The following is an 18629-nucleotide window of genomic DNA, read 5'->3' on the forward strand; positions in this document are numbered from 1 at the left end:
GGTGATGCGCTACCAACTGCGCTACATCCGCATTGCATCATACAAACTGCTGTGTGTAACAACCGTCTGCCGTGGTGCGAGTAGAAACATTATCGCGCACTTTCGAAGTTTCCAAATCCGCAGGATAATTAGCTGTTTTTACAGCGCTGCTCGATACCGCTTTTCACCGAACGAATTACACCAATGTCATTTTAGAATTCTCTTCAATAGACCGATTAGGAGTTGCCGCCGCCCTAGGTGTAGATTCAACACCGCACCGCGGTCCTATAGCTCAGTGGGAGAGCGTTCCGTTCACACCGGAAAGGTCGCTGGTTCAATCCCAGCTAGGACCACCACTTTCTTAAAGCCGGCATCTTTTATTGAAGGATGCCGGCTTTGTTGTGTCTCGTTGTAACTCATGCGCTATTTCTCCGCTAGGCTGGCCGGCATGAGCGAAAGCATTGATGTATCCACGCTGGTCGGCCCTGACGAGCCGGGCATCCGTCTGATTGAGGTCTCTACCCTATCTGGTTCGGCCACTATAGATGGCACCTCGGATGCCATGGGCAACGATAACGACGCCGCGTTGTTTGCAGCACTGCGCGAGTGGGCCGACGTTGCAGTAGTTGGTTCGGGCACGGTCAAGGCCGAGGATTATGAGGGCTCCTCCCCTGGCAAGGCGCGCATTGCAGTGATGAGTAACTCGCTTGACTTAGACGTGGAGTCGAAGCTTTTTAATGTTGGAACTCCGCCCATCATTTTGACCCCGGACGAGAACCTGGGCACCACCGCGTCGAAGCGCTTGGAGGAAGCCGGCGCCACGTTGCTAGGCACTGGTGACGGCACGATCCCTTCCGTCGTGGAGGCACTTCGCGCGAAAGGCTGGTCCCGCATTAGCTGCGAGGGCGGCCCAGGCATCTATTCCCTTTTCATTGCCGCAGGCATGGTGGACAAGCTCTATTTGACCCTGGACCCGCATCTTTCGCCCACGGTTTCCCAGCCGCTGGTCCACGCGCCGGATGAGGCAACGGCTAATGCACAACCGTTGAGCCTGTCGCTTGAAAGCGTAGTCCCAGACGCTGACGGCACGGTGTTTCTGCGCTACGCCGTAGTAGGTGCCCCGTAAACTGCACATCGTGAAATCCCCGAGTCTCTCTCCAGCTGCTGACGCGTTGCCATTGGACACAAAGTCTTCGTATGGCTCGCGAAGCATCAAGGTTTTTAAAACCGCGGCTTGGCCGATTGCACTGTTGTTGGTGTTCCATCGCATTGTCATCGTCGCGTTAAACGGCACCACCACCGACGACTTTACTACCGTGCATTCGGCCATGCGCCGCTTCCTGCAAGGCATTCCCGTCTACGAGCAGGACTACACGCATGTCGATCCGCTTTATCTCTACAACCCAGGCGCCACGCTTTTACTTTCGCCCTTAGGGTGGATGGATCTCACGGTGGCGCGCTGCGGCTTCATTGTGGTCAATGCATTGGCCATCATCGGCGCCCTCGCTGTCCTCATAAAACTCGTCGGACGCAACCTGCGCAGCCCGGAATTTCCGGCCTCCATTATCTTGGCTTTTGCCACTGAGTCAGTGACCAATACCCTTGCCTTCACCAACATCAACGGCATTCTCTTCTTGGCCATGGCGATATTCCTCTGGGGCATTTTGGACACGCGCCGCCGCAGCCACATCATCGCGGGGCTGGTGTTGGGCTTGGCCATTCTCATCAAACCCCAGTTTGGGCCGTTACTATTCCTTACGCTGGTGAAGAAACGGTGGCTAAGTGCCGCCTTAAGTATCGCGGTGCCGGTCATCTTCAACGCCGTCGCTTGGCCACTTACCCCGGGCGCCAGCGGCTACCTGGACAAGCTTGTGCCTTATCTCGGGCAAACGCGCGACTTCGCCAACAGCTCGTGGCCGGGCGTGCAGGCTTATTTTGGGCTTGGCGACGCCCCGTTCTACGCCGTTTGGCTCGCCGCCGCCGCGGCGTGCGCGTTTAGCATCCTGGGCCTACTCAAATGGCGCGATACGGAGCCGGTGTTCTGGGCTTTGACCACCTCAGGCGCAATTATGGCGGGAATCTTCTTCCTGTCCTCGCTGGGCCAGCAGTACTACTCCATGTGGCTTATCCCGCTGGTCTTTACCGTTTTTCTGCCACGTTCGGTATTCCATACCGTCCCGGCGTGGTGCGTGGCATTTTTATTCCTCGCGCCAGTCAAGTGGACTTCGGTGCCCTGGCCCACCGCGGGATACTGGATGGCCGTGTTCAGCGCAACAATTGGCTGGGGCCTGCTGATTGTCTTGATCGCCGCATCGGTTGCCGGATGGTGGCGGCAGGACGAGACCAAGGTCTAGACTTCCCGGCATGACTGATTTCAAGCTCATTGCCGATACTGAATGGCGCAACCGGCTAAGCGCCGAGGAATACCGTGTGCTGCGTCAAGCTGGCACTGAGGCGCCTCACGTTGGTGAGTACACCAACACCACCACCGAGGGCGTGTACTCCTGCAAGGCCTGCGGAGCCGAACTTTTCCGCTCTACGGAAAAGTTCGAGTCCCACTGTGGCTGGCCTTCCTTCTTTTCCCCATTGGCTGGAGAGGCCGTCATCGAAAGAGTTGATACCTCACACGGCATGACCCGCACCGAGGTGTTGTGCGCTAACTGTGAGTCCCACTTGGGCCACGTATTTACTGGCGAGGGTTATAACACCCCGACGGATCAGCGCTACTGCATCAACTCGATCTGCCTCAACCTCGAGGAAAAACCCATCGAGGATTAGGCCGCGTTTGCCAAATACCTAAGTAGGTTGCTTTAGGCAGCAACCTAAGGCAGCCTTCTTAAGGCAGCACCGCGATGAGCTCGGCGACGTCCTTGACACGACGGCCGGTGTGGAAAGGAATCTCCTCGCGCACGTAGTGGCGGGCCTCGGTGTAGCGCATCAGGTACATCAGGTCGACGATGCGGTGTAGCTCTGGAGCCTCGAAGGCGAGGATCCACTCGTAGTCGCCGAGCGCGAAGGATGGCACAGTGTTCGCACGCACGTCTGGGTAGTCGCGGGCCTGCATGCCGTGCTCCATCAGGATGCGGCGGCGCTTTTCCTCATCCATGGTGTACCAGTCGTAGGAACGCACGAACGGGTAGACCGCAATCCAATCCCCTGGTTCCTCACCCATGATGAAGGAAGGCAGGTGGGATTTGTTGAACTCTGCCGGACGGTGCAGGGCGTTGCCTACCCAGGTCACCTCGGAGACCTGGCCGAGAACGGTCTCGCGGCGGAAGTCCGCAAATGCCTTCTGGATATCCGCAAACTGCTCGGCGTGCCACCAGATCATGAAATCGGCAGAATCGCGCATGCCCGAAAGATCATAGATTCCGCGGACGGTTACCTTCCCTGCAGCTTCGAGAGCCTTGAAGAACTCCTGCGCCTGGGTCACGATGTCCTCCCGCTCGGTTCCCAGGGCACCCGGAATGACCTTGAACACCGCGTGTTGGGAATACTGCTGTACTGCGTTGAGCTCCTGGAAGTTAACCTTCGCCATATTGGACCGTCTCCTTGAAAAGCGGATTCATGTTGAAATACCTATCCATCATAAGTTGGATAGGCGGCCATTTCCATTTCCCCTGCCACCACCCTGCCCCATTTGTCGGGCAGCTCACCGAGTTCCGGCGCGCCTTCGCCCTATTCCGAGCCGAAAACTATAGCTTGAACCTCGTGAGCAATTCCGACGCAACTTCGAGCACCCCGGCAGGCGCCCCAATGAGCCTGCACGAGCACGCCGCAGCCAAGGCCACTTCCGCACAGGAAGAGGCAACGACGCCCACCGTCTTCAATGCCGCTGTAGATTCCATGCACGCGGCACAGCTGCGCCCCGAAATCACTTTGGGCACCATTCGCCCGCCGCAGCGCCTAGCGCCGTATAGCCACGCTGTTGGCCTGGAAATTGGCGACGCCGCGGAAGGCACCGACGTGGTTCCAACGGACGCCGAGGGCGATGCCTTCGGCCGCCTTATCCTCCTGCACGATCCCGGCGCCGAAGAGGCATGGGAAGGCGCCATGCGTTTGGTGGCCTACATCCAGGCAGATATGGACGATGCGGTCGCGGGTGACCCGCTGCTTCCCGACGTCGCTTGGCAGTGGCTCAACGAGGTCATGGAGGCCAACGGCGCAACGCACACCAACTTGGGCGGCACGGTTACCTCGACCGCCTCTGTCCGTTACGGCGAGATCGGCGGCCCACCGCGCGCCTACCAGTTGGAGATGCGCGCCTCCTGGACTGCTGCGGATCTGAACCTAACCCCGCACGTTGAGGCCTTTGCCCAGGTTCTCGCGAACGTCGCCGGCCTGCCACCGGAGGGCGTTACAGAGCTCGGACGTTAACTACGGCTCCGTGTCACACCAGACTTGTAGGCTGGCTACTATGACTGAATTGCGGACCAGACCGGCGGAAGGCACTCCAGAGGTTTTGCGCACCGCGGCGGAGTTTAAAGCCGCGGCTAGTGCGCTGGCAGTTGGCGAGGGCCCTTTCGCTATCGATACTGAGCGTGCGTCCTCGTATCGATATGATGACCGCGCATTTTTGGTTCAGGTGCGCCGCAAAGGCGCCGGAACCTTCCTCTTTGCACCGGAGGGTAAACGCGAACAGCTCACGGCAGCGCTTGCGCCAGTGATTAATGATGCCGCGTGGGTAGTCCACGCCGCGCCCTCGGATTTGCCGTGCCTGGCCTGGTTGGGGCTATGCCCAGGCACCCTTTTTGATACTGAACTCGCCGCCCGCATGGCGGGGTTCGAGCATGCGAATTTAGGCTCCATGGTTGCAGAGCTTTTCGACGTCGAGCTAGAAAAAGGCTACGGCGATGCTGACTGGTCTGAACCGAACTTGAGCTTGGATTTGCGCGCCTATGCGGCCCTCGACGTCGAGTTGCTCTTAGAGCTCGCGGAGGCCTTGCGCGATATCTTGGCTGAGCAAGACAAACTCGACTGGGCCTACGAAGAATTCGCGGCAATCGTGGCCGAGCATGCCGGCATCAAGGAGCCGGCGCCGCGTACCTGGCGCGGGCTCAAGGGGCTCAAGGCCCTTCACAAGTCGGAACAGCTCATCGTGGCGAAGCTGCTGTGGACCAAGCGGGAGAAGATTGCCCGTGAGACTGACACCGCACCAAACCGCGTCTTGCCGCACCGCGTGCTCGTGGACATCGCACGCCAGCTGCCCGATTCTCCCCGCGATTTTGCCCGCATCAAGGGCGTGCCGCGCAAGCGCCACGGGGCGGGCCTGCAGTGGCTGGCGGTAGTCCAACAGGCGCACGAGATAGATCGGCGCGAGTGGCCGAGCAAGAAGCGGGAGCCTTCCCGCGTTCCTTCCAAGACGGTGTGGAACAAGGACCACCCGCATCTGTGGCGAGTGTTCCAGGACCTGCGCACCGATTGCGAAGAGCTCGGTGAGGAATTGGGCATGCCGTGGGAAATCATCATCAAGCCCGCCACGTTGCGTGCGGTGGTGTGGGCCGCTGGCTGCCCGCCGCAGGCACGACGCGAGGGTTCCGTGGGCGGACTCGTCACAGACGAAAGCGATATCGCGCCTTTCCTACGGGATGAAGGAGCCAGAGAATGGCAAATCGAGCTCCTTCAACCGATTCTGGAAGAAGGGCTCGATTATTCCGGCAGCTAGGCCCTAGCCTTCGGTGATGGTACCCAGCCAGTCCTCGACGGCTGCGGCGATTTCCTCCGGGGTGAGGCTGTTTTCCTCCAGCACTTCGCCGCGGCTTGCGTGGCGTGGGAAGTAGTTGGCCACGCCCATGCGGCGCAGCGGCGTATCCACCTCAGCGGCATTCAGCGCCTCTGCGATCATGGAGCCAATGCCGCCACGGATGATGCCGTCCTCGACGGTGACCACGAGGTCGTGGTCTGCCGCGAGGCCAACCAGGGACTGCGGTACCGGAACCGCCCAGCGCGGGTCGGCGACGGTGACGTTGTAGCCGCGCTCTTCGAGCAGCTTCGCGGCGTTGCGGGAACGGGTGCTCATCGCGCCGATGGCAACGAGCAGGATGTCTGGGACATCGGAAGCAGCTTCCTCAGCATCGTTGTAGTAGATGATGTCCACGCCGTCGGAAAGCTGGTCCACTGCTTCGATGTCATCAAGCAGGTTGCCCTTGGGGAAACGCACGACGGTGGGCCCGTCGTTGACCTCGAGGGCCTCGTTGAACAGCTCGCGCAGGCGGGCGCCGTCGCGAGGAGCGGCAATGCGCATGCCTGGGACGATGCTCATCAGGGCCATATCCCACACACCGTTGTGGGAAGGGCCGTCGGAGCCGGTGACGCCAGCGCGGTCCAGGACGATGGTCACCGGCAGCTTCAGCAACGCGATGTCCATGATGACCTGGTCCACGGCACGGTTCAGGAAGGTCGAGTAGATAGCAACCACCGGGTGCATGCCGGCTAGCGCCAAGCCAGAGGCCGAAGCCATGGCGTGCTGCTCTGCGATGCCGACGTCGAAGAAGCGCTCTGGGAAGCGCTCCTCAAAAGGCGCCAGGCCGGTAGGACCTGCCATGGCAGCGGTAATCGCCACGATGTCCTTGCGGTTCTCTGCCGCCTTAATGAGCTCCTCGGAAAAAGCTGCGGTCCAACCCGGCTGCTTCTGGCCCTTTGGCACGCCGGTGACTGGGTCGATGGCACCGGTGGAGTGCATCTGATCCTTCGGCTCGTTGACGGCTGGGGCAAAGCCGTGGCCCTTTTCCGTTACGGTGTGGACGATGATTGGGCCGTCGTAGTCGCGGGCGTAGGAAAGCGCGCGCACCACGGCGTCGATGTCGTGGCCGTTAATGGGGCCAACATACTTAATGCCAAGCTCTGGGAACATCTCGGTAGGCATGACGGTGGACTTCACGCCGTCCTTGATGGCATGCAGCGCATCGAAGGTGCGCTCGCCTACCCAGCCCATGGACTTCAGGCGCTTCTTGCCCTGTTCCATGATCTCATCGTAGCCATGCTGGGCACGGATACGACCCAGGTTCTCGGATAGACCGCCGATGGTCGGCGAATAGGAACGGCCGTTGTCGTTGACGATGATGACGGCGTTGCGTTCTTTATCGGCCGAGATGTTGTTGAGCGCTTCCCAGCACATGCCACCGGTCAACGCGCCATCGCCCACGACGGCCACGGCGTTGCGGTGGTTCTCACCCTTGATCTTGAAGGCCTTGGACAAACCATCGACGGTAGAAAGCGCGGCAGAAGCGTGGGAGGACTCGGTCCAGTCATGCTCAGACTCGCCGCGATCGGTGTAGCCGGAAAGACCGTCCTTCTGGCGCAGGGTATCGAACTGATCGGTGCGCCCCGTTAACATCTTGTGCACGTAGGACTGGTGGGAGGTATCGAAAACGATGGCATCCCGCGGGGAGTCAAACACGCGGTGGATGGCCACGGTCAGCTCCACGACGCCCAGGTTAGGCCCTAGGTGGCCGCCGGTGACGGAGACCTTCTCAATCAGACGTTGACGAATTTCATCAGCCAACTGGCGCAGTTGTGCTGGGGAGAGAGCCTTCAAATCGCGAGGCGACGCAATGGTATCCAGAATGGTCATGGAGCGGCCTTCTTCTCCTTCTTGTCAGTTCTTTTTCTTTTCTACCGTACCCGTTCCTGCGCTAAGGGCGGCAATCCTCGAATTAGCTTGGGTGTTAGCCGCGGCGGCTGGGGCAAGGCTATTTATGCGGCTGTAGCAACGCCATTGTCTCGAAATGATGCGTTCCGGGGAAGGCGTTGAGCATGGTCAAGCGTTTGAGTTCATAGCCGGCCTGCTTCCACGCCTTGATGTCGCGAGCGAAGGTTGCTGGATCGCAGCCCACATGGACGACGCTGCGCGGTGCGGCGCTAGCGACGGAACTTACGACGTCGTCTCCAGCACCGGTGCGCGGTGGGTCAAGGACCACGAAGCGCGGTGCGGGCAGCTGCGCCGCAGATGATTCCACCTTGGCGCTGCGGAACTCCACGGAGTACGGCGCCAGGCAATCCTGCTTAGTGGCAGCTGCTGCCGGCGAGTAGTCCACGGAGTAAATTTGCGGGGAGGCAAAGTCTACAGGTTTCTCGGCCGCTCCGCTGCTTACCAGGGCGTCGTGCAGCGCGGGCACGAAAAGGCCCACGCCTCCATAGAGGTCCCAGGCCACAGCGGATTCTCCAGAAGAATCCGCCGGTGCTGACGAAGCAGAGAGCCACTCGCGCACGAGCGAGGTATAGGCCTCGGGTGCGGCGCGGTGAGCTTGCCAGAAGGCGGTAGCCGGGAAGGTAAAGGCGTGCTCGCCTACTCGCTCGACCACGGTGCCGGTGCCTTCAATAACTTCGCGGACGGTTTCGACGCGGCGCCCGCGCGGGGCACGGCGGGATTCCACGACGTGGCGGTTTCCCTCGCTGTCCATCACGACGATGACTTCAGCACCCGGGGTGAACCGACGGGCGTTCTCCCCTACGATTCCGTCGACGAGGCCCGGGACCAGCTGGGTGCAGGCAACATCGGTGACAAGCTCAGTGGAGCCACGCTTGCGCAAGCCAGCACGGCCCTCCTGGTCCACGCCGAGCCGCACGCGCGTGCGCCAGCCGCGCTGTGGGGCAAGCTCGCGGGTCTCAATGTTGAGGCGCTCGAGCTCATCTGCTTCCAGCTTGGCCACGCGGCGCAGCTGCTCAGTCAAGACTTCGGTCTTGATCTCTGATTCCTTATTCGGATCCAGCTCGTGAAAATCACAGCAGCCAGCACCCTGTGCAGCCGCCGGGCAGGCGGACTCCACGCGCAGGGAGCCAGCGGTATTCACGTCCACGAGGTCAGCCTCAATGAAGGACTTCTTGACCTTACGTGCGATAACGCTCACGGCGTCGCCGGGGAATGCGCCGTGGACGAAGACGATGCGGCCGTCGGGAGCATGCGCGATACCCACGCCACCGTGTGCCATGCGCTCGACGGTGACATCGAAAGTCTCGCCCTTAGTAATCGTTACCTCCGGGCTAGTCACGAATAGCCTCCTCAGCAGTTGCTTCCTCGACAGCGGCGTTGGCACGGCGGACCATCCAGATGGTCAACAAGGTAACCAGGCCCGTAAGAGGCCAGCCCATCAGGATGCGCACGACGCCGAGCGCGGTGGTGTTGTCGGCGTTGTAAATGGCGTTTTGCACGATGAAACGCGCCAGGAAGATCACTGCCCAGCCGGCAGTTGCGATGGCGTAGGCGCGGCGGGCTGGCGCCACGGTGCGCCCGCGCATGTCCTCGCCGTTAATGCCTTTCCAGATGACGCCGACCAGCGGCCAGCGCACCACGATTGAGATGGCAGCCACGATGAAAAACAGCAGCGACATCCAGATGCCGTAGAGGAAGTAGCCCTTTGCATCGCCCGTGAACCACGCGATGGCGGCGCAAATGCCCACGCCCACCAGGCCGGAGATAGCAGGCTGCAGGGTTTCCTTGCGGGCAATGCGCCAGACGGCGATAAGGAGGGCAACACCAAGCGCGGCCAACAAGGCAGGACCCAAGCCCCACACGTTGTTGACCGGAATGAGAACCACCACGGGCAGCGTCGCAGATACCAGACCGGAAAGCCCGCCCATCTGCTCCAGAAGGGTGGGCTCTTGCTCAGTAGTTGCGGTTCCGTCGTTGGACGCGTTGGACGCGGATGCGCCGTTAGAACTATCGGGTTTCGTCACGTTAGCTTTCTTCTTTGTTCAACTCATCCAGCTGTGCCTTGGCCTCAGCCTCCGCTTCAGCTGCTGCAGAATCAGTGCGCTGGGCGTCAGCGCCATCGGCGCTGGTTCCCTCGGCACGCTGCTTCATTGCCTGCTGCACCTGCTCGGCCAGCTGCTGCGGCAAGGTCACCGGCAGCGAGTTGCCAGCCAGGATCGGATCCTCGCCGCGATAGATAAATGTACGGGCGAAAACCTCACGGCCAAGCTCTGCGAGTTGTTCCTGCTTGCCCGCCGGTGCGGCAAGGGTCAGGCGGTACATCCAGCGCGGGCCGTCGACGCCGATGATGCGGATTTCACCGTTCGGGTTGGTGCCGACGATCTCGGTGCCCCATGGGCCATCCTCGCCGTGGGCTTCAAAGCCGTCACGGATAAGACCATTAATGATGTCGGTCGCGGACTCAGCCCACTGGCCCGGCTTGCGCGGCGCGGCGAAGGCAACCGGCGTCATGCGGCCGTGCTGGCTAACGATGTGGAGCATCTTCGGGCCCTGCTCGCCCATCTCCACCTGCACCTGGGTGCCCTTTGGCAGCGGGATGCGCATGGAGCCCAAATCCAAAAGGCCTACCGAGAAGTCCTCGAAGTCGAAGTCCTGGATATTTACTTGGTCACCATCGAATGGACCCATCTCGCCACCCACGGCGTCGTGCTCGACACTGTAGGCTTTGAAGCCCTCTGGGCCGGACGGGGCGTCGCTTAGCGCAGCTGAAGCGTCACTTTGCGCAGCATCATCTGCCGCCGAAGTTCCATCGGCCGCGCTGAGATCCTCGGCCTTATTACGGGTTTCAAGGTCCTGGGCTTCATCGCTTTGGGAGTCAGATTTCTTCTTAGAAAAAGGCCACATAGGCATAATTGTTCTCCAAACTTTTCTCGCGCGCTACCTAAACACCAGTAGAGCCATAGCCGCCGGTGCCGCGCACGGTCTCGTCGAGTTCTTCAACTTCCTCGAAATCGACCAGCTCCACGCGTTGGATGAGCAGCTGCGCGATGCGCATGCCGCGCTCCACGTGGAAAGTCTCGTGCAGGTCGTGGTTAATCAAGCAGACCTTAATCTCGCCGCGGTAGTCGGCGTCGATGGTGCCCGGCGTGTTGACCACCGAAACACCGTGCTTGGCGCCCAGTCCGGAGCGCGGGTGGACAAGGCCAACGGTGCCCAGCGGTAGTGCGACCGCGATGCCGGTTCCCACGAGGACGCGCTCGCCCGGGGCGATGTCGACCGATTCTGCCGCGCAGAGGTCAGCGCCAGCATCGCCACGGTGTGCGCGTTGCGGCAGCGGCAGCTCCTTATCCAGACGGCGTACCTTGACAGGGCCGAATGGGCTTGCAGGATCGATTAATAGGTTCGTCTCATTCACCCGCACTAGCCTACCGTGGTGTCACAACGGCTTCGCTAAAGCAGGGCCTGAGTGACTACACTTACTTCCCGTGTCTAAGAATTCTGCTTCCGCTTCCCAAACCGCAGCCGGCGCAACAGGCAGCCCCGCGCCGGAGGTCCTCTACAGCGAGCGCCAATGGGTGCCGTGGCATTTCTGGTTCATGGCGGCCTTCGTCGTGGCGATTACCACCGCAACGGTCAGCCTGAACCGCACTATTTGGTGGGTCATCATCCCGGCCGTGGTTTTAAGCGCCATCGCAATTTGGGTCATGGTTTCTTGGTCCGGCACCGTCCTGCGCGTGGAAAAGGATGCTGATGGCACCCGCTGGCTCATGGTCAAAGACGCGCAGCTTCCCCACGATGTGGTGCAGCGCTCCATGGTGGTGCCAAAGTCGGCGCGCCGCAACGCCCTTGGACCACAGTTCGACCCAGCCGCCTTCCTGGTCACGCATGGCTGGATCGATGAGCACGTGATGCTGGTTCTGGATGATCCAGAGGATCCAACTCCGTACTGGCTCGTTGCCACCAAGAACCCACAGCAGGTGCTAGATGCTTTCTTGGATCCGGCAGGTCGCCCGAACACCTAAAGGCCGCAAGCTTCCTACAGGCAGCAAGACATAAAAAATTCCCTTCTGCGCCACTTACCCAAATTATTGCTCCGAAAGGAGCTAATGCTCCAAAGGGTAAGTCGCCCGCAGAGGGGAATTTGTTTTTCGCCTATGCGCAGTCGAGGCAGATCGGCTGACCGTCTTCCTCGTGGGACAAGCGCTTGTTGGATTGCACCAGGAAGCAGGAAGAGCAGGTGAACTCGTCTTCCTGACGCGGGATGACGGTGACGTTGAGTTCCTCACCGGTGAGATCCACTGTCGGTGGCTGGAAAGCCTCGACGATTTCTCCATCGTCGTCCATGCCGTTGTTGTCGGTTTCGGCAGCCTTCAGACCTTCGAGAGAGTCGGCTTCCAGCTCGTCTTCTACACGGCGACGCGGTGCGTCATAATCGGTGGCCATAGTGTACGCCCCTATTAGTCATGTGGTTGGGATAGGTATTTATCGTGCGCATCCTAAAACACATTTGCTGCGATGTCATACTCGCCCCGCCGCAGGCGCGTCAGATTCCTACCCCCGCAGTGGCTCTAGGGCACCATTTTCTTCGAGAAGCTGGGAAAATGCCGAGGCCAGGCTACCCCCGCAGGCCCAGGTTAATTCGCCGTCTTTTGCGCCTTTATTCAATCCTGGGCGATTAACTACAGCTCCGGCTTCAGCTGCGATGATGGCACCGGCGGCGCAGTCCCAGGCGTTAATTCCGTGCTCGTAGTAGGCGTCGACGCTTCCCTCCGCCACGCGGCACAGGTCGAGCGCGGCCGCGCCCATGCGACGAATATCACGTACCTGCGGAAGCAGACGGGTGAGCAATTCCGCCTGCGCTTGGCGACGCCCCGCTGCGTACCCGAAGCCCGTTGCCACCAGGGCTAGCGCAGGATCGGTTTCGGTGCGGCAGTGAAGCTTTCGTACAGTGCCATCGGACGTTTCTAACGTGGCGCCGTGCCCCAGGGCCGCCGAGTAGAGATCGCCGCGCACCACGTTGATGACGGCGCCAGCGACGATCTCGCCATCCACGGCGGCGCCGATGGACACCGCATACTCATTGAGGCCATAGAGGAAGTTCACGGTGCCATCGATGGGATCGACAATCCAGGTAATGCCGGTGCTACCTAAAACGTCCGCGCCTTCCTCACCCAAGATGCCGTCGCCAGGACGCGCGGAGACGATCTGCTCGGTGATGAAATGCTCAGTTGCTTGATCCACCTCGGTGACGGGGTCAACCGCGCTCGACTTCGTCTGCGTGTGCGCGGCAAGACCGTCGGCGTCGATAAGCGCCGCTCTTTGCGCGCGAATACGTTCGGCGGCGGCACGGGCAGTAGCCGCGGCAAAATCGCGCAGCTCTTCGACGCTAATTACATCCCTATCAAAGCTAGCCATGCCAACAATTATGCATTTGCCTAGACTTGATGCCTATGACTGGCACTACAGCTGAAACCAGCACCGAAAAGCACGCCGCCCCAGCCCAGGCCGAGCACTCTTTTGGCATCGACATCGGAGGTTCCGGCATCAAGGGCGCGGAAGTAGACCTAGCAAACGGCGAGTTCGTGGGCGAGCGTCTAAAGATTGCTACCCCGGAAAAGTCCACCCCGGAGGCCGTGGCGAAGATCGTCGCGCAGATCGTGGCGGAGAAGAACTGGGAGAGCCCAGTGGGCATCACTCTGCCTTCCGTGGTCAAGGACCAGAAGGTGCTCAGTGCCGCCAACATCGACAAGTCCTGGATTGGCGTGGATGCGCAGGAGCTTTTCGCCCAGTACCTGGATCAGCCTTTCGTGGTGCTTAACGACGCCGACGCTGCCGGCCTCGCCGAGGTTGCCTACGGCGACGAGGTGGCGCGCACGGGCTCGGTCATCTTCCTGACCCTCGGCACTGGTATCGGCTCCGCGTTCCTGCTGGACGGCCAACTTTTCCCTAATACGGAGTTGGGCCACATGATGGTCGGCGATGCCGAGGCTGAGCACCAGGCATCCTCTGCTGTAAAAGAGCGCGAGGATCTCAAGTACAAGGAATGGGTCAAGCGCCTTGACCGAGTATTGGAAGAATATGAAAAGCTTTTCAACCCCCACGCCTTCATCATTGGCGGCGGCATTTCCCGGAAGTGGGAAAAGTGGGGCGATAAGCTCACTACTTCTACTCCCGTTGCCCCAGCGCAGTTGCGCAATCGTGCGGGCATCGTGGGTGCGGCTATGGCAGCCCAGCAGGGCCTTAAGCCGTAACAGTAATCACATAGCTAATCGACCCCAGTTCACCGCCTTAGAGCCAAGATCATCTATACTGGGCCGTCGATCCTTAATCTAAACAGCACGCGGCGTGCCTAACCCGCCCTAATCAGGCGAGCTCATAGCATGGCCCCAAAGGTTGGATCTTGTCTAACCTTGCTGTTTTCAATCACAAGCAAGTCGAAAGGGCGTACGTGGCAGCCACTGATTCTTCAGACCAGGTTCTCGGCGAGGGCGCTGATGCCGCCGAGGCATCTGCCCCTGTCAAGAAGACCGCCAAAAAGACGGCCAAGAAAACCGCAAAGAAGACCGCGAAGAAGACCGCCAAAAAGACTGCTAAGAAGACGGCCAAGAAGACGACTCGCAAAACTGCGAAGAAATCTGCCAAGAAGACCGTCCGCAAGTCTGCGCAGAAGGCCGCGACCGCTCCTGAAGAAAAGCAGGAGAACCTCGAGACCGCTTCTGACGAGCTCGAGGACGAGCTGGTAGATGACGCCGACCAGGATGACGCGGACTTCGATCCGGATAGCGCGGACATGGACGATGACGAGTTCGGCGATGCTGAGGACGAGCTCGATGCGGATGAGGACGAAGAAGACGACGATGAGGACTCGTCCTCCGTCTGGGACGAGGAAGAGTCTGCTGCCCTGCGCCAGGCGCGCAAGGATGCACAGCTGACCGCTTCTGCTGACTCCGTCCGCGCTTATCTCAAGCAGATCGGTAAGGTCGCCCTCCTTAACGCTGAGCAGGAGGTCTCCCTGGCAAAGCGCATTGAGGCTGGCCTCTACGCGCAGTACCGCATGGATGAGATGGAAAAGGCTCGCGCTGAGGGCGATAAGGCCGCCAAGCTCTCTCCTATGGAAAAGCGCGACCTGCGTTCCATCGCCCGTGATGGCCGCAAGGCAAAGAACCACCTGCTGGAGGCGAACCTCCGTCTGGTGGTCTCGCTGGCAAAACGCTACACCGGCCGCGGCATGGCTTTCTTGGATCTCATTCAGGAAGGCAACCTAGGCCTTATCCGTGCGGTTGAGAAGTTCGACTACACCAAGGGCTACAAGTTCTCCACCTACGCCACGTGGTGGATCCGCCAGGCCATTACCCGCGCCATGGCAGACCAGGCCCGCACCATTCGTATCCCGGTCCACATGGTTGAGGTCATCAACAAGCTGGGCCGCATCCAGCGTGAGCTGCTGCAGGATCTGGGCCGCGAGCCCACCCCGCAGGAGCTGGCGAAGGAAATGGACATCACCGAGGAAAAGGTGCTGGAGATCCAGCAGTATGCTCGTGAGCCTATTTCCCTGGACCAGACCATTGGTGATGAGGGCGATTCCCAGCTGGGTGACTTCATTGAGGATTCCGAGGCAGTCATCGCTGTCGACGCCGTATCCTTTACCCTCCTGCAGGATCAGCTCCAAGACGTGCTCACCACCCTGTCTGAGCGCGAAGCCGGCGTCGTTCGCCTGCGCTTCGGCCTGACCGACGGCATGCCGCGCACTTTAGACGAAATCGGTCAAGTCTACGGCGTCACCCGCGAGCGCATCCGCCAGATCGAGTCCAAGACCATGTCCAAGCTGCGCCACCCATCGCGCTCTCAGGTCTTGCGCGACTACCTCGACTAAGAGGCCACGCTAGCCAAGGGCAAGCGACAAGACACACGCGCTTGCCGACGCCTCCCTCGCCTCCCCCCGTTAGCACTAAGCTGCGGAGGGACGCGAGGGCATTTTGCATCTGTGGCACAAGCAAGAGTCCCAAGGATGCGGCCTAAGCCTCAACGTCATGGGTTCGCAGCCAGACAACAGATGCAATCCAAGCTCCGATGACGAAGCAGATAGAAACAGCCATCCTGAACGCGATACCGTACACATCAGGAGTGTCATCTGCGCCGAAGGCAGTACTGCCGAGCGCAAACGTCGACGTAACCATAGCCGGTGGCAGCAGCATCGGGATGAGCCGAATACCGCTGTAGAGAATTCCAACTGAGGCAATCGCGCCCACAAGTGAAATCGCCACGGGCGTGGCAAAGCTGCGAAAGATCATCGAGAAGAAGGATTGCCAGGCCCCGACTGCGAACGCCGGGATGATTGCTAAGAACAGCGCGCTCAAGTTGAGCGGCGAAATCTCTCCCTGTAATCCTAAGCCGCGTCCAATGCCTAATGCCAGCGCAATGAACACCGCCTGCATTAGCGCGATGAGGACCATGATGGAGAAAAACTTGGACGCGACTACTTCTCCCGCCGAGCGCGGTGAGGTCAAAATAGTGTTCCAATTGTGATTGCGGTGTTCCAGGCGCCAGGCAGCTGCAGCGATGATGGCCACTCCCACAGTCATAAAGATTAGGCCGTAGAACAGCGTTGCTTGGGAAAGATAGCTTGCCCATCCGGCATTAAGTACCGCCAAGTTGGCGTGATAATTCGCGGCACCAATGCCGACTGCTATACACGGCACGAGGAAGGTGACAGCCCATACGTAGGAGCGTCGAAATTTCAGCAAGTCGATAGCAAACATGAACTTATTCCTCCTGGGAATCAAGCGTGCGACAAAGCACGGTGAAGATGACGGTTACAACGGCGATGAAAAGTGCCCATGGAATCCACAGTGGTTCGATGCTCACTAGGCCTTCGGGGCGGAAGGTAAATGGGGATAAGACTGCGTAGTAGCCGAAGGGATTAATGAGCGCGACCGCGGTTGGGGAAAGCATCCCTGCCACACCGAGGAAGCCGCCTACTACCCCAGTGCTGAGCACCACGAGCTGGGATTCCACGCGTGCTGCCTGCCACAAGAAAATCGCCATCAGTGCGCACGAGGTTCCATATAGACCAGCTGCTGTGAGAACCCATGTGCCGAGTGAATCAATCGACTGTGCGCCAAAGAGGAATGGAGTGGTCAAGACCGCGAGCAATTCAACTACCTTTACTGCGGCTAGGACAAGGGCTAAAGCTGCGAACTTCGCGCGGAGCAGACCACCGCGGCGGTACCCGGCGATGGAATTGAGCCGCCAGCCGCCGTGGAGATGCTCTACATCGGCTGCGCGGCTGGCTAACAATGCCACCTGCACCGGAGTGAGGAAGGCCGTCACCATGATGTAGCCAAGGAGATGCCCGCCCCATTGACTATGCGGATCTTGCTGAAATTGTTCGGCGGTGTGCTCACCCACCAGATTCATACTGGAAAAAGCAACGATGGCGAGCGTGACAGCAAGGGCAAGCGGCAGCATCCGGGTATGCCGCATCTTGGCATATTCATTCTGCAGCATCATTGCAAGCCACCTCGTCCCGTAATCGAAATGAAGATCTCTTCGAGACTGCGGTGCGTTCTTAGTACCTGGTAGATGGGCACGCCATGGTTGACAAGCTGCGCACAAGCCCCCGCGACGTCGCGCTCGCTTAAGTTCGGGACCCGAATGCCACCTTCTACAAAGCGCACTGAGATACCCGCGAGTGCTTGCGCCGCTTCCTTGGGGTTCGGGGTTTCGATAAAGACTTCAGGCGGCTGGGAATGGAAAAGCTCCTGCTTTGTACCTTGGAAGAGTAACTGTCCGCGATTGATAATGGTCAGTTCACTAGCCATCTTTTCGATTTCCGAGAGAAGGTGGCTCGAAACCAATACCGTTCGCCCCTCATCGGCAGCGAGGCTGACGATAAGATTGCGAATCTCTTCGATACCGGCAGGGTCAAGGCCGTTCGTTGGTTCATCAAGGATCAGAAGCTGCGGGTTACGAATCATAGCCATTGCGATACCGAGGCGCTGCTTCATGCCCAAGGAATAGTTCGCTACTTGCTTGTCCAGCTGCTTTTCTAGCCGCACGAGGTGCACTGCGCGATCCACGTCTTCTGCTTCAGCGCGTAGAAGCCGCGCAGCGATGCGCAGGTTCTCTCGCCCAGTGAGGTGCAAATAGGCCGAAGGCTGCTCGATGAGCGAGCCGGTGCGGGCCAAGGCCCGGCTGCGCGTCTTAGGCCCGAAAGGCTCGCCAAACAAGTTGATGCTTCCCTTAGTCGGCTTTGCCAGACCCAAAAGCATTTTCATGGTCGTGGACTTGCCCGAACCATTCGGCCCCAACAATCCGTGAACGACACCGTGGCCGATTGCCATATCAAGGCCGTCGACGGCCTTGAATCCCTTATATTCCTTGGTCAAACCATGAGTTTCGACAACATATTCTGTGCTCATAACTCAATCGTTGCCCGGCGCGCCTCCGCCGCACATCGCCGCGAGGCACGATTTTGCGAGTCATACCGGGGTATTGCTAAGCAGGTCAGCACGGGAGACAACTCCTGTGCGATAGGCGAAAAGGGCTGCGTGTACACGGTCCCTAGAACTCGTCTTGGCGAGTACTCGTCCAACGTGCGTCTTGACGGTCGGCATAGAGATGAACATCCGCTCACATATCTCTGTGTTTGACCATCCCATCCCGATTGCTTCAAGGATTTCTTGTTCACGGGCAGTCAGCGATTCAAGTACCCGACGGTCTGCGCCGCTAATGCTCAGCGTGTCCGTGGAATCATCCCGCATACTGTGGACAAGGCGCTTTGTGGCGCGGGGTGAGATTACCGCGTCTCCGCGATAGACAGTGCGCAACGCGCTTAGTAGCTCCTCTGGCTCTGCGTCCTTGAGCACGAAGCCACTCGCTCCTGCTCGCAGCCCAGCTACTACGTAGTCTTCGTCATCGAAGGTTGTCAGAATGATGACCTTCGTCTCCGGAAGAGTGGATGCGATTTCAGCAGTGGCGCTAATTCCATCGCGGACAG

Annotated in this window: 20 protein-coding genes and 1 tRNA gene; 9 read left to right on the plus strand and 12 right to left on the minus strand. The window is 59.7% G+C overall.

Translation table 11 applies throughout. From position 1 onward, the window contains the following. The first annotated feature begins 260 nt into the window (after positions 1-260). The 4 genes from HMPREF2935_RS11090 (at position 261) to msrB (ending at position 2757) form a co-directional block, all read left to right on the plus strand. Positions 261-335: transfer RNA gene (locus tag HMPREF2935_RS11090), tRNA-Val, on the plus strand. A 92-nt stretch (positions 336-427) separates the two neighbouring features. Next, positions 428-1105, plus strand: a complete 678-nt coding sequence (locus HMPREF2935_RS11095; RefSeq protein WP_070733449.1) for a dihydrofolate reductase family protein — start codon at positions 428-430, stop codon at positions 1103-1105. 130 nt (positions 1106-1235) lie between these two features. After that, positions 1236-2333 (plus strand): glycosyltransferase family 87 protein, encoded by a 1098-nt coding sequence (locus tag HMPREF2935_RS11100; RefSeq protein ID WP_246817832.1) that lies wholly within the window; start codon positions 1236-1238, stop codon positions 2331-2333. Between the two features lie 10 nt (positions 2334-2343). Beyond that, positions 2344-2757: a peptide-methionine (R)-S-oxide reductase MsrB gene (gene msrB, locus HMPREF2935_RS11105; RefSeq protein ID WP_061922852.1), complete on the plus strand. Its 414-nt coding sequence runs from the start codon at positions 2344-2346 to the stop codon at positions 2755-2757. Positions 2758-2815: 58 nt separating this feature from the next. Here msrB and hemQ read toward each other — a convergent pair whose 3' ends face one another. Next, positions 2816-3517 carry a hydrogen peroxide-dependent heme synthase gene (gene hemQ / locus HMPREF2935_RS11110; protein WP_070433152.1) on the minus strand — a complete coding sequence of 234 codons (702 nt, stop codon included), beginning with the start codon at positions 3515-3517 and terminating at the stop codon, positions 2816-2818. Positions 3518-3735: 218 nt separating this feature from the next. Between hemQ and HMPREF2935_RS11115 the strand changes: the two genes are divergently transcribed. Together HMPREF2935_RS11115 and HMPREF2935_RS11120 are read left to right on the plus strand one after the other, a co-directional pair. Beyond that, positions 3736-4356, plus strand: coding sequence for a DUF3000 domain-containing protein (locus tag HMPREF2935_RS11115; RefSeq protein WP_070733229.1), 621 nt, complete (start codon positions 3736-3738; stop codon positions 4354-4356). 40 nt (positions 4357-4396) lie between these two features. Further along, positions 4397-5644 carry an HRDC domain-containing protein gene (locus HMPREF2935_RS11120; protein ID WP_070733231.1) on the plus strand — a complete coding sequence of 416 codons (1248 nt, stop codon included), beginning with the start codon at positions 4397-4399 and terminating at the stop codon, positions 5642-5644. 3 nt (positions 5645-5647) lie between these two features. On the opposite strand, the gene dxs is transcribed toward HMPREF2935_RS11120, so the two are convergent. From dxs to dut, 5 genes are all read right to left on the minus strand, one after another. After that, positions 5648-7552 (minus strand): 1-deoxy-D-xylulose-5-phosphate synthase, encoded by a 1905-nt coding sequence (gene dxs, locus HMPREF2935_RS11125; RefSeq protein ID WP_061922864.1) that lies wholly within the window; start codon positions 7550-7552, stop codon positions 5648-5650. 118 nt (positions 7553-7670) lie between these two features. Continuing rightward, on the minus strand, positions 7671-8969 hold the full coding sequence (locus HMPREF2935_RS11130; RefSeq protein ID WP_256374597.1) for a class I SAM-dependent RNA methyltransferase: 1299 nt from the start codon (positions 8967-8969) through the stop codon (positions 7671-7673). After that, positions 8962-9558, minus strand: a complete 597-nt coding sequence (locus HMPREF2935_RS11135; RefSeq protein ID WP_141756061.1) for a DUF3159 domain-containing protein — start codon at positions 9556-9558, stop codon at positions 8962-8964. Before HMPREF2935_RS11135 ends, HMPREF2935_RS11130 begins: the two co-directional genes overlap by 8 nt. A 97-nt stretch (positions 9559-9655) precedes the next feature. Next, positions 9656-10534, minus strand: coding sequence for a DUF3710 domain-containing protein (locus tag HMPREF2935_RS11140; RefSeq protein WP_371326244.1), 879 nt, complete (start codon positions 10532-10534; stop codon positions 9656-9658). Between the two features lie 37 nt (positions 10535-10571). Further along, the gene (gene dut / locus HMPREF2935_RS11145) at positions 10572-11045 is read right to left on the minus strand and encodes a dUTP diphosphatase (protein WP_070733234.1); all 474 of its coding nucleotides are present in this window, start codon (positions 11043-11045) and stop codon (positions 10572-10574) included. Positions 11046-11115: 70 nt separating this feature from the next. Here dut and HMPREF2935_RS11150 point away from each other — a divergent pair, with 70 nt between their 5' ends. Next, positions 11116-11652, plus strand: coding sequence for a DUF3093 domain-containing protein (locus tag HMPREF2935_RS11150; RefSeq protein WP_083313233.1), 537 nt, complete (start codon positions 11116-11118; stop codon positions 11650-11652). Positions 11653-11782: 130 nt separating this feature from the next. Here the strand turns inward: HMPREF2935_RS11150 and HMPREF2935_RS11155 are convergent, their stop codons facing one another. Beyond that, positions 11783-12073 carry a DUF4193 domain-containing protein gene (locus tag HMPREF2935_RS11155; RefSeq protein ID WP_061922875.1) on the minus strand — a complete coding sequence of 97 codons (291 nt, stop codon included), beginning with the start codon at positions 12071-12073 and terminating at the stop codon, positions 11783-11785. A gap of 108 nt (positions 12074-12181) precedes the next feature. Then, complete coding sequence (locus HMPREF2935_RS11160; protein WP_070498603.1) at positions 12182-13045, minus strand: inositol monophosphatase family protein; 864 nt, start codon at positions 13043-13045, stop codon at positions 12182-12184. A 35-nt stretch (positions 13046-13080) separates the two neighbouring features. Here HMPREF2935_RS11160 and ppgK point away from each other — a divergent pair, with 35 nt between their 5' ends. Next, positions 13081-13881: a polyphosphate--glucose phosphotransferase gene (gene ppgK, locus HMPREF2935_RS11165; RefSeq protein WP_061922881.1), complete on the plus strand. Its 801-nt coding sequence runs from the start codon at positions 13081-13083 to the stop codon at positions 13879-13881. 197 nt (positions 13882-14078) lie between these two features. Further along, complete coding sequence (locus tag HMPREF2935_RS11170) at positions 14079-15503, plus strand: RNA polymerase sigma factor (RefSeq protein ID WP_070733236.1); 1425 nt, start codon at positions 14079-14081, stop codon at positions 15501-15503. A 142-nt stretch (positions 15504-15645) separates the two neighbouring features. On the opposite strand, the gene HMPREF2935_RS11175 is transcribed toward HMPREF2935_RS11170, so the two are convergent. From HMPREF2935_RS11175 to HMPREF2935_RS11190, 4 genes are all read right to left on the minus strand, one after another. Beyond that, positions 15646-16389: an ABC transporter permease gene (locus HMPREF2935_RS11175; protein WP_070588453.1), complete on the minus strand. Its 744-nt coding sequence runs from the start codon at positions 16387-16389 to the stop codon at positions 15646-15648. A gap of 4 nt (positions 16390-16393) precedes the next feature. Continuing rightward, on the minus strand, positions 16394-17140 hold the full coding sequence (locus tag HMPREF2935_RS11180; protein WP_070588450.1) for an ABC transporter permease: 747 nt from the start codon (positions 17138-17140) through the stop codon (positions 16394-16396). Further along, complete coding sequence (locus tag HMPREF2935_RS11185) at positions 17137-18051, minus strand: ABC transporter ATP-binding protein (protein WP_070588448.1); 915 nt, start codon at positions 18049-18051, stop codon at positions 17137-17139. Before HMPREF2935_RS11185 ends, HMPREF2935_RS11180 begins: the two co-directional genes overlap by 4 nt. A gap of 60 nt (positions 18052-18111) precedes the next feature. Beyond that, positions 18112-18629: LuxR C-terminal-related transcriptional regulator (locus HMPREF2935_RS11190; protein WP_246817833.1), on the minus strand; the 518-nt coding region annotated here is incomplete at its 5' end.

This window comes from Corynebacterium sp. HMSC076D02, from assembly GCF_001813815.1.
In the GTDB taxonomy this organism is placed as follows: domain Bacteria; phylum Actinomycetota; class Actinomycetes; order Mycobacteriales; family Mycobacteriaceae; genus Corynebacterium; species Corynebacterium simulans.